General features: G+C 35.3%; 6 protein-coding genes. All 6 read left to right on the top strand.

The annotated features are described in order from the left end of the window. Positions 1-152 precede the first annotated feature (152 nt). The 6 genes from DFQ10_RS03150 (at position 153) to DFQ10_RS03125 (ending at position 12,495) form a co-directional block, all read left to right on the top strand. Positions 153-5,129 carry a translocation/assembly module TamB domain-containing protein gene (locus tag DFQ10_RS03150; protein WP_245940602.1) on the top strand — a complete coding sequence of 1,659 codons (4,977 nt, stop codon included), beginning with the start codon at positions 153-155 and terminating at the stop codon, positions 5,127-5,129. 2 nt (positions 5,130-5,131) lie between these two features. Further along, positions 5,132-7,414, top strand: a complete 2,283-nt coding sequence (tamL, locus tag DFQ10_RS03145; protein ID WP_394347237.1) for a translocation and assembly module lipoprotein TamL — start codon at positions 5,132-5,134, stop codon at positions 7,412-7,414. Positions 7,415-7,520: 106 nt separating this feature from the next. Then, a complete protein-coding gene (locus tag DFQ10_RS03140) occupies positions 7,521-7,994 on the top strand; it encodes a nucleoside deaminase (RefSeq protein ID WP_115815959.1) in 474 nt (157 codons plus the stop codon). A 164-nt stretch (positions 7,995-8,158) separates the two neighbouring features. Beyond that, positions 8,159-9,568: an FAD binding domain-containing protein gene (locus tag DFQ10_RS03135; protein ID WP_115815958.1), complete on the top strand. Its 1,410-nt coding sequence runs from the start codon at positions 8,159-8,161 to the stop codon at positions 9,566-9,568. Then, positions 9,561-11,891 carry a xanthine dehydrogenase molybdopterin binding subunit gene (locus DFQ10_RS03130; protein ID WP_115815957.1) on the top strand — a complete coding sequence of 777 codons (2,331 nt, stop codon included), beginning with the start codon at positions 9,561-9,563 and terminating at the stop codon, positions 11,889-11,891. Before DFQ10_RS03135 ends, DFQ10_RS03130 begins: the two co-directional genes overlap by 8 nt. Positions 11,892-12,120: 229 nt before the next feature. Beyond that, positions 12,121-12,495, top strand: a complete 375-nt coding sequence (locus DFQ10_RS03125; protein ID WP_220352396.1) for a hypothetical protein — start codon at positions 12,121-12,123, stop codon at positions 12,493-12,495. Positions 12,496-12,750 lie beyond the last annotated feature (255 nt).

Raw genomic sequence — 12,750 nt, 5'->3', positions numbered from 1 at the left:
TATTAAAGACCATTATAATACTTTTACTCGTATATCTTTGAGTCTTGAATAAAATCGAAAACACAGAACCTCATATACAAAAAAAACGAAAATTTCGTTGGTTTCGCAGAACGCTTCGCGTACTGTTAGGTCTGCTTTTGTTTTTATTTTTGGTGATTTTTTTTGTTCGTAGTCCTTGGGGACAAGGTATCATTGTGGACAAAGTCGTTAGCTTCGTTTCAAATAAAACAGGAACAAAAGTTGCCATTGAAAAACTCTTTATAACGTTTGACGGTGATATACAACTCGATGGTTTATATCTCGAAGACAAAAAAGGAGACACCTTAGTCTATTCAAAATCATTGGAAGCTAATATGCCTCTAATTAAAATTATAAGTGGTAATGGTATCGGAGTCGATGCTTTAGATTGGGATGGCTTGCGTGCTAATGTGATTAGAAAAGATAGCATTGAAGGTTATAACTTTCAATTTCTAATTGATGCTTTTGCTTCTACCGACACTACAACCGTTGCAACAGACACCACCTCTACTCCACTAAACCTTGTTTTAGGCAACTTAAATTTCAAGAATTTTGATGTTATTTTTGATGATGCGGTTGCAGGCATTGATTCGAGGTTTAAAATTGGCAAGTTGAAAGCTAATATGAAAACCACCAATATTGAAGACATGATTTTTGATGCTTCAACTATTGAACTTAATGATGCTAATATCAAGTTTATTCAAAAACCAGTGGCAATTGACACCACAACCTCAAATACACCTTTACCAAAATTAGCTTTTGAAACTATTGCGCTAAACAATGTCGTTGCTTATTACGAATCGCAACCAGATCGACTTATTGCAGATGTTGACATTTCGGAATTCTCAACAGAATCACCACTCATAAATTTAGCAGCTAGTGATTTCAATCTTAAAAAAATCACGCTTAAAAATTCTAAAATCAGCTTAACCACAGACGCTGAAATTAATGGCTTAACACAAAAAATAGAGGAAGTTACAGACGAAGTCAAAACAGACATCACAACTTTTGATTGGCCACAACTAACAATTAATATCTCATCCATTGATTTTGAAAACAATCACATTAATTATAGCGTTGGTAATGCAAAACCTACAAAAGACATTTTCAACCCGAATGCCATTGCACTTTCAAATTTTACGCTTCAAGCTAAAGATATTTCTTTAAAAGATAAAAAAGCGACACTAGATTTAGAACAACTAAATTTTAACGAATATTCAGGATTAAACCTTAATCAATTGGCTGTTAATTTCAACGCTACAGACCAAGATATGCGTTTGGAGGATTTAAAATTCAAATTAAATAACAATTCAATTTCAGGTGATGCGCATTTAGAGTATCAGTCACTTTCAAAATTAATAGAAGCTCCTGAAACTACTAAGGTCAACTTAAACCTCCCAGCCTTTCAACTCTCATTGACAGAGATTTTCAAATTTCAACCTGATTTAAAAAATAACGAATACCTCAATAAATTAAGCAAAAAACTAGTTTTAGGAAAACTAAATGCTTCCGGAACTTTAGCATCAATTAATTTGAATAAAGCAGAACTTAACTGGGGAAATTCAACAAAAATCTCCACTAAAGGAACGCTTCAAAACGTCACCAATCCTGAAACACTTCAATTTGATATTCCACAGTTTTTAGCAGTTACAAAACGCTCTGATTTAATTCAGTTTGTAAATGAGGAAGACTTAGGAATTAGCTTTCCAAATGACGTGAAATTTGTAGCACAACTCAAAGGCAACCCACAAGATATTTCAGCAAAAGCAAAACTAACAAGCTCTCAAGGCCTTGCGACTATTGGTGGTAGTTATAAAAACACGGATAAAATTGCGTTTAATGCTACAGTCGCTATTGAAGATTATAAAGTAAATGAATTGCTTAACAATCCGCAATTTGGGACACTAAGTCTTACTCTTACATCTGAAGGAAGTGGAAACACCATTAACACGCTCGATGCCATTTTGGATACTACTATTTCTGAATTTCAACTTAATAATTATGCCATAAAAGATCTTCATCTTAATGGTGATATTAAAAACGGAACAGGAAATATTCAGTCGCAATACAAAGACAGTAATCTCAATGCGAACCTAGATGCTTTTGTGGTTTTAGATTCTATTTCACCTGAAGCTAAAGTCAAAATTAACGTTATTGGCGCCAACCTAGAAGCCCTTGGTGTAATGAGTCGTAATATTAAAACGGCTATGAATGTCACTGTAGATTTTAAAGGTAATGGTGAAACTTACGATGCTAGCGCTAACATTGACAACGGTGTTGTTGTGTATGACAATAGAAGTTATTTAATAGGTGATATTAAAGCCATGGCGCATGTGGATACAGACACGACTTCGGTTTCTGTTAAAAACAACATTTTAGATCTTGATTTAAAGTCAAACACCAATCCTCAAACGTTTAGTAAAGCGATTAAACGCCACGTTTTAAGTTATTTTTATAGAGATGAAAATGTCTCAGACACAATTAGTGATTTTGTAAACCTAAACCTTAAAGGTAAAATTTCGCAATCCCCTTTACTGAATGACGTCTTCTTAGTTAATGTTCAAGGTTTAGACACCATTAACGTGGCTGTGGATTTCAACGAAAAAGCGCGACAACTACAAGCAAATATTACAGCGCCACATATTAACTATAGTGGCAATAAATTGGACAGTCTTGCTTTTTCTATGGATACAGACAAAGAAAATTTCAATTTTAATCTAGGTTTTAAAAACATCACTGCTGGTCCGTTAGATGTGCCTAAAACCATCATAACTGGTCACCAAACCAACAACGAATTAGCGCTTAACTTTTTGGGCTATCATCAAGGAGAGCAGCTCATGAATGTCAACACCAAAATAACTGGCAGCAGAGAGCGTTTAAGATTTACAGTAAATCCAGATAGCTTAATTCTCAATAAAGAGAAATGGTTAATTCCTGAAGACAATGAAATCATCCTAACAGATAAGCATCTCGAATTTAATAACTTTAAAATCAACCAAAATAATCAATCCATTGCGATTACAGATAAACTAGAAGACATTTCAAAAGAGCATATTGCCATTGAATTCGAGAATTTTGACATCAATGCCGTCTTTAATTATTTAAATCCAGAAGCCGAATTAGCAACCGGACAACTGAATGGTAATTTTATTCTTGAAGATCCGTTTACCAATGCTGGTATTTTAGCCGATTTAAGTATTGAACAATTAAACATGCTTAAAACCGATTTAGGGACTTTAAGCGTGAATGGAAATTCATTGGACGACAATAGTTATGCTTTTAATGCTGGACTAAAAGGTGGTGATATTGATTTTGATCTCGTCGGTGATTACACTGTCACTAACAACATAGCAAATCTCGATCTCGATTTTAATATCAACGAATTCAAAATACAAGCACTCAACACCTTATCTATGGGTGAAATTAAAGATGCTGATGGTAGTTTTTCTGGTGCTTTTAAAGTTACAGGTTCAACATCAGATTTAAAATACGATGGCTCCATAACATTTAATAATGCTGGTTTCAATGTCGCTAAACTGAACACTAAATTTAGTATGGCTAAGGAAACATTAAGTATAAATAATGATGGCCTTTCAATGAAAGATTTCACCATTCGTGATGAAAACAATAACGCCTTAGTACTTTCTGGTAAGGCTGGTACCGAGAGTTTTATTAATCCAACCTTCGATTTAAGTGTAAAAACCTCCAATTTTCAAGTCTTAAATGCCACTAAAGAAGATAACGAAGAATTTTACGGCAAAGTTACTTTTGACGCCAATGCTAAACTAACTGGCGATTTACAAATCCCAAAATTAGACGCCAAACTTACTTTAGGTTCCGATACAGATCTCACTTATGTACTACCTTCATCAGTAGCCAGTGTAGAGGAACGTGATGGAGTTGTTGTATTTGTTAATCGTGAAAATCGAGATGCTATTCTCACCCAAACTGAAGAACAAACAGCAACAATTAAAGGTTTTGATATTTCGGCATTATTCAACGTTGGAAAAAACGCAGCAGTCACTATAATTATAGATGAAGAAACTGGAGATAATTTTAAAATTTCAGGTGAAGGCGATTTTGTGTTCACCATGAAACCAAATGGGCGAATCACACTCACTGGTGCCTATGAAATTTCAGAAGGACATTACGAACTCAACCTCTACAATTTAGTGAATCGAAAATTCTTAATTGCTCAAGGCAGTCGTGTCACTTGGTCTGGCGATCCGTTTGATGCGAAACTAGATATACGCGCCATATACAATTTAGATACTTCAGCTTACGGACTAATGGCTTCGCAAATTTCTGGTTCAGATTCATCCGTAAAAACTAAATACCAAGAAGTTTTACCTTTTAATGTCTACCTCAATATTGATGGCGAATTATTACAACCTAAAATTTCATTTGGCTTAGATATGCCGGAAGAAGACCAAGGTGCCATTAGCGGACAAGTATATTCTAGAGTACAACAAGTCAACCAGCAAGAAGGAGAATTGAATCGCCAAGTCTTTTCACTTTTAGTGCTCAATCGTTTTTATCCAGATTCTGGTAGTGATGGTAGTGACGGAGGCTTTGCTACAATTGCAAGAGACAATTTAAATGATGCGGTATCCGATCAGCTGAATACATTTTCTGATAAAATATTAGGTAGTACTGGTATCGAACTCGATTTTGGACTTAACAGCTACACCGATTATCAAGGCGATTCACCAACCGACCGTACCGAGTTAGAAATCGCAGCAAAGAAAAAATTGTTTAACGACAGATTAACGGTTAGTGTTGGTAGTGACGTTGATATACAAGGCAGCAGTAGCACTGATGAGGAAACACCTGTAATTGGTAATGTAAGCTTAGAATATGCGTTAACAGAAGATGGCAGATACCGACTAAAAGGTTTTAGAAAAAGTGAATTTGAAAATGTAATAGATGGCCAAACCATAGTGAGTGGTATTAGTTTAATATTTACAAAAGAATTCAACCAATTTAGCGAACTTTGGGATGCTATTTTACGCTCTAAAAAAGAAAAGAAAGCAAAATCCGAAGCCGAGAAAAGGGCACAAGAAAAACAGCAAGAAGCAACAGACGAAAGCATGGAACAGAAAAAGAATTAAACTTGAAAAGAATCTTAAAACATAGTATCTCTTTTATTTTCTTAGGAATGATTTTATACTCATGCAGTATAAAAAAACACATTCCTGAAGGCGAACGTTTATACACTGGTGCTAAAATTGAAATTGAATCGGATTCTATCATAAAAAATGAAGACGAACTAAAAACAGAATTAGAAACCGTTTTAAGACCTGAACCAAATTCTAAGTTCTTGGGAATGCATTTAGGCTTGTATTATTATTACAAAATGCAAAAGAAAAACCCAGGGTTTCTCAACAGATGGCTATATAAACAAATAGGAGAAAAACCTGTTTATCAATCTAGTGTAGAACCCTTTGAGATTGAAGACGTATTAAGAAATCGCCTAGAAAATAAAGGATTTTTCTATAGCACTGCAACTTCCGCTTTTGAAGAAAAAGAGATTGAGGCGTCCATCAATTATAAACTAAAAATCACGGAACCATATAAAATGGAACGTTTTCAGATCGATTCTATGCCGTCACCACTCTATGAAGATGTAAAAAAGGAAACCGACAAATCCCCATTTCAAAAAAGCATGCGTTTCGATTTGTCTAATATGAAATTAGAACGCCAACGTATTGATGAGCAACTAAAGAAAAAAGGCTATTATAACCTCAATCCCGATTTTTTCATTTTTGAAGCAGATACAAATCAATACGACAATAAACGCTTCGATTTATTTTTAAAATTGAAAGCTGAAGTTCCTAAAAAAGCGACTATTCCTTACCGTATTTCAAAGATAAATGTATTTGCTAATTACGACTTACAAGATTCCACATACGCCAAAACAGAACGGTTCAACAATAAGAATTACATACAGGATACACTGTTTATAAAACCTAAATTCCTCGATGAATTTATTACACTAAATGAAGGAGATCTCTACAGTCCTGAAAATTCTAAAAATACCGCCAGACGTTTATCTAAAATTGGTGCGTATAAATATGTTAACATTCAATATAAAGAAGTTGATTCGCTACTCACAGACAGTTTAGGTATTCTTGAAACCAATATTTTTTTATCACCATTAACTAAACGTGCCGTCCGTGCCGAATTGCAAGCCGTCACCAAATCCAATAACTATACAGGACCTCATTTAGCACTAACCTACAGTAATCGTAATGTGTTTAATGGTGGTGAAACGTTTAACATTAGTACAAATGTTGGTTACGAATCGCAATTTATCAGTGGAGACAACACAGGACTTAGCAGTGTAGAGTTAGGTCTAACAACGGAACTCATTTTCCCTCGTGTTTTATTTCCTGTAAAAATTAATACGGATTTCTTTAAATATTCCATCCCAAAAACAAAAACAAGTATTGGACTTAATTATTTGAATCGGAGTGAATTGTACACTTTACTCTCAGGAACTGGACAGTTTGGGTACTCTTGGAATGCTAATAGATTTATAACCTATCAATTTAATCCTATTTCCGTAAGCTACACTAGACTTTCAAATACCACTGCTGAATTTGAAGCTATTTTAGACGAAAATTCATACTTACAACAAAGTTTCGATCAGCAATTTATTTCAGGTATGACCTTTTCATTTACCTATAACGAAATGGTAGATGCTAACGATCCTAATCAGTTTTACCTAAACACAACTTTAGATGTTGCAGGTAATTCGATTAGTTTACTAGGAAAAGAAACCACTTCTGGCGAACCTAAAGAATTTTTAGGATTGCAATATGCGCAATATGCTAAAGCCGATTTGGATTTAAGATTCCATCTTAACTTCGGTAAAGATAGAGCACAAACCTTAGCAACACGATTATTTGCTGGCTACGGCTTACCTTATGGAAACTCGGATGTTATTCCGTATGTAAAGCAATATTTTTCAGGTGGTCCTTATAGTGTTAGAGCTTTTAAAACGCGCTCTTTAGGACCAGGAACTTACAATGACGATAGCAATAACGACGATGTAACCTATTGGGATCAAACCGGAAATATTAGACTAGAAGCCAATGTAGAATATCGTTTTCCTATAGTTTCATATTTTAAAGGAGCGGTATTTGCCGATGCTGGAAATGTCTGGAACTCTAAATCCAATTCTGTGTTTGACGGAGAAGATAAATTCACCTCTAACTTCATCAATGAATTAGGTATGGGTGCCGGATTTGGGTTGCATATTGATGTACAAGGTTTTGTTATTCGTTTCGATTTGGCAGCACCTTTCCACGATCCGTCATTAGCACCAGGAAAACGCTTCGATTTTAAATATGACGAACCTGTGCTTAACTTCGCTATTGGCTATTCGTTTTAATTATGTGATAAACCGAAGCAATCCTATACAATTGCAAATACCTTATTATATTTGAATTTAATATCTTTATTGAAACATAGGTTTCAAAAACAGACAACAATTATATATGACAGATAAAGAACAATACATGAAAGAAGCTGTAAACGCAGCTTTAAAAGGAATGAACAACAACGAAGGAGGACCATTTGGTTGTGTCGTTGTTAAAGACGGAAAAATTGTAGGACGCGGAAATAACAAAGTTACCTCTACTAACGACCCAACGGCTCATGCTGAAGTTACAGCGATTAGAGACGCTTGTAAAAACTTGGATTCTTTTCAACTAGATGGTTGTGAAATTTACACCTCTTGCGAGCCTTGTCCAATGTGTTTAGGCGCTATTTATTGGGCGAGACCAGACAAAGTATATTATGGAAGTAACCAAGTAGACGCTGCAAATATTGGTTTTGATGATGAATTTATTTACAAGGAAATTCCATTACCATACTCAGAACGTAGTATTCCTTTTGAGCAATTAGCTCGCGAGATTGCTTTAGAGCCATTTCAAGAATGGACTAAAAAGCTAGATAAAACGGAATACTAAATAATCCAATACGTCAGTTCGAGTGTTTCGACTTTTGAGTCGAAATGTATCGAGAACTTTTGTCATTAAAAAAAGCTTCTCGTTAGAAAATTCTGAAAAGGGAATTTCACTCGAAGTGACGCTATCGTTACATTTTTAATTCATTTATAATTGAAATAACTAACATGATCACCTTCATCCTAAATAACAAAACCATTAAAACATCGGAACATTCCGGAACCACTTTACTGGATTTTGTACGTTACCAACAACGCTTAACAGGAACCAAAATTGGTTGTCGTGAAGGCGATTGTGGTGCTTGCACACTTTTGGTCGGTACACTAAACGACGATACGATGGAATACCAAAGTATTACTTCATGTATTTCACCTTTAGGAAATGCGCACGGCAAACATATTGTAACGGTTGAAGGCACCAATCTAAAACACAAACTCACCACAGCTCAAGAAGCCATGAAAGCAAATTACGCTACCCAATGCGGATTTTGCACACCAGGCTTTGTCGTTGCTCTAACTGGCTTTGCCTTATCTAATTCAGAAAACAATTACAGCAATGCCATTGACGCTATTAGTGGAAACATTTGTAGATGTACAGGTTATAAAGCCATTGAAAAAGCTGCACATCAAGTGGTTGAAAAACTAGAGCATCAAGAAAAAAATTCTTTTAAATGGTTAATTGAAAATGGATTTATTCCAGAATATTTCGAAAGCATTCCACAACGTTTAAAAGATATTGAAGGAAAATATATAAATCAACCCAAAGGAAAATATGTTTCTGGAGGAACAGACTTATACGTCCAAAAAGCAGATCACTTAGCGGATAACGACGTGCATCTAATTGCCGAGAAAGATTATTTAAAAGGAATTACAATTGAAAACGGAATTTGTACCATCGGAACCAACTCAACCGTTTCTGATTTATGGAATCACACAGAGTTAAACAGCATTTTACCAAATTTAAGAAAACACTTAAAACTAGTCTCTTCAGAGCAAATTAGAAACATGGCTTCCTTAGGTGGAAATTTAGTTAATGCCTCACCAATTGGTGATATGACCATATTCTTTTTAGCTTTAAATAGTGATATTACTATTACAAATCAAAATCAAAAAGAGAGACATATTGCTCTAAAAAACTTCTATCAAGGTTATAAAAAATTCGATTTAAAGGAAGGTGAACTTCTAAAAGAAATCAGCTTTAAATTACCTACAGCAGAGTTTTTTTTCAATTTTGAAAAAGTCTGTAAACGCACCCATTTAGATATTGCAAGTGTCAATTCAGCTATACATTTATCAGTTGAAAATGACACCATTTCAGAAGCTCATGTCTCTCTTGGTGGTGTTGCTGCAATTCCGAAGTATTTACACAATACCTCAGCTTTTTTAACAGGAAAACCACTGAGTTCAGAAACGATATTAGAAGCTAACGAGATACTTCAAAAGGAAATTAGTCCAATTAGCGATGTTAGAGGAACAACCGACTATAAACGTTTGCTTGCAAGACAATTGTTTTTCGCACATTTTACAGAGTTGTTCCCTAATAATTTCACCTTAAACGATTTTGTTCAACATGCATAAAAACAAATCAAATAAAGTCTTAAACACTAAGTTAGACGCCGTTTCTCTGTCATTAAAACAAAGCATTAAAAACTTAGATTCTTATACGCATGTTCGTGGTGAATCGTTATATGTTGATGATGTTAATATTAGACAAGGTACCTTTCATGCCGTGGTTTTTGACTCACCAAAAGCACACGGAAAAATAAAACATATCGATTATTCTAAGGCTGAAGCTCTAGAAGGTGTCGAACGTATTTTTACCTACAAAGATGTTCCAGGTGAAAATGAAATTGGAGGCATCATCGCAGACGAACCTTTATTTGCGGAAGACGAGGTTCATTTTTGGGGCATGCCAATTGCCTTAATTGTTGCCGAATCTGAATTTATTGCACGAAAAGCAAGAGGTTTAATCGAGATTGAAATTGAAGATTTACCAGTCATCACCACAGCAAAAGAAGCCAAAGCAAAAGGTAGTTTTATCAACGCACCACGCTCTTTTAGTTTAGGTGATACCGAAAAAGCATTTGCAGAATGTGATTATGTTTTTGAAGGGGAAACCTTTTCCAACGGACAAGAACATTTATATATTGAAGCACAAGGAGCTTACGCTGAACCAATGGAAAATGGCAATATAAAAATCACTTCATCTACGCAAGGCCCAACAGCTGTACAAGCCACAACAGCTAGAGTTCTAGGCATTGCCATGCATAAAATTGAAGTCGATGTCACACGTCTTGGTGGAGGATTTGGTGGAAAAGAAGATCAAGCCACACCTTGGGCTGTGATGGCTGCTTTAGCGACTTATCATTTAAATCAATCGGTAAAATTGATACTGAATCGTCATGATGATTTACGCATGACAGGAAAGCGTCATCCTTATGAAAGCACTTATAAAATTGGATTATCTAAAGACTTAAAAATCTTAGCTTACCAAACCGAATTTTTACAAAATTCTGGAGCAGCAGCAGATTTATCACCTGCGATTGCAGAACGTACTTTGTTTCATGCTACCAATAGTTATTACGTACCAAACGTGACCACAAAAGTGTTGAGTTGCAAAACCAATTTACCACCAAATACGGCCTTTAGAGGTTTTGGTGGACCACAAGGTATGTTTGTAATTGAGTCTGCGATTGCAAAAGCGGCTTCTGAAATTGGGGTTTCAGCTAGACAAATTCAGGAAGCGAATTTGTTAGATGAAAATGACACGTTCTCCTATGGACAAATTGCAAAAAAAGTAGAAGCCAAAAACACATGGCATTCTGCTAAAAACATATTTAATAGTGACGCTTTAGAACAAGAAGTTGCTGATTTCAATAAGAATAATACAGCCTTCAAAAAAGGGCTTTCGTTTATGCCAATTACTTTTGGTATTTCGTTTACCAATACACCAATGAATCATGCACGTGCTTTGGTTCATATTTATTTAGATGGCAGTGTTGGCATAAGCACAGCGGCTGTCGAAATGGGTCAAGGTGTAAATACTAAAATGATGCAGATTGCTGCAGATGTATTTTCGATTCCTATTGATAAAATCAAAATAGAAACCACCAATACGACGCGTGTTGCTAATACGTCGCCTTCTGCTGCGAGTTCTACGGCAGATTTAAATGGAAAAGCAACTTTAATGGCTTGTAATGCTTTAGTGGAACGCTTAAAACTAGTAGCTTCAGAAGATTTAAATGTATCAGAAAAGGATATTACTTTAAAAGATGAATCTGTCTTTATAAATGATAAACCATCAGAATTATCCTGGACAGAACTTATTAATAGTGCCATGTTAAAACGTGTCGCTTTAACTGAAAATGCCCATTACGCCACACCAGAAATTCACTTTGATAAAACCAAAGAAAAAGGACATCCTTTTGCCTATCACGTATACGGAACAGCGATTACAACGGTGACTGTAGATTGCACGCGTGGCACTTACGAATTTGACTCCGTTAAAATCGTACACGATTACGGAAAAAGCATGAGTGAAGGTATTGATTTAGGCCAGGTAGAAGGTGCTTTAATACAAGGTATCGGCTGGATGACTTTGGAAGAAATCGCCTATAATGATGACGGTAGATTATTATCTAATGCTTTATCCACTTATAAAGTACCTGATATATTTTCTGTACCAAAACGTGTGGAAGTGATTCCTGTAGAAACCGAAGGCAATGACATGGCGATTTTAAAATCTAAAGCCGTTGGTGAGCCACCATTAATGTATGGTATTGGCGCTTATTTTGCACTTCAAAATGCGATAAAGGCTTTTAATTCTAATTATGATTTAGAATTTCATGCACCGATGACACCTGAGAAGGTTTTGATGGGGTTGTATGAAAATAAAAAATGAACAAAGAACACCCCTCAAGTCCCCTCAAGGGGACATTCCAAAAAATAAACATTGGTACTATTGTCCCCTTGAGGGGACTTTAGGGGTGTAAACAATCACAATAAATAAACGCCTTATCGCTCTACATTACAAAAAACAAAACATCCTTAAAGGCGCACTAATTTACAGTGCTGGTGATACTATTGCTGCTCTTTTACTTGGTGAATTCATCTGGCATCGCTTACTAGGCATGATGTGTATTGGCGCTACTTTTTATGCGTTTGAAATCCCGAATTATTTTGATTGGATTGTAAAAACAACACAGTTTAGAAAAGGTGCTAAAGCCACATTAAGCAAAACTATTTTAGCAATAGCCTATTTTAACCCCTTGTGGGTCGCCAGACATTTACTGTTTATTAAATTATTTTCAGGTCAGTTTGAAGCTATTGGTTTTAATCTTTTAGAGATTGCGTTTTGGTCGTTTTTGGTGAATATTCCTATTTCTTTTATGGCAAATTATATTATTCAAAATCGATTCCGACTGAAATGGAGGTTTCTTGGATCTGCCGTTTTTTCTGCTTTAATGGCGATTTATTATGCTTTGAGTGAGACTATTTTTTCTTGATCCTAATTCCTTTGAAGAAAGGAATCTCATTAATGAGAAGAAAATTACTATCGTACATATCCTGTAAGGTTTTTAAAACCTGACAGGTATCAAAGCAAATTAACAGCAGCAAAGTTTTTTAAAATCATATCAAGATAACAGCCGAACAAATAGATTATATGTTCTTGCTTACCAGACCTGCTAGGTTTGAAAAACCTGCAAGGTCTACTATTTCAAATAAGACCTCACCATACAAACACAAATGAGATTGTGTGA

Origin of the sequence: Winogradskyella eximia (genome assembly GCF_003386165.1) — a bacterium.
GTDB lineage: Bacteria > Bacteroidota > Bacteroidia > Flavobacteriales > Flavobacteriaceae > Winogradskyella > Winogradskyella eximia.
The sequence above is the reverse complement of the archived record's forward strand: the minus strand, read 5'-3'. Positions and strand labels throughout refer to the sequence as shown.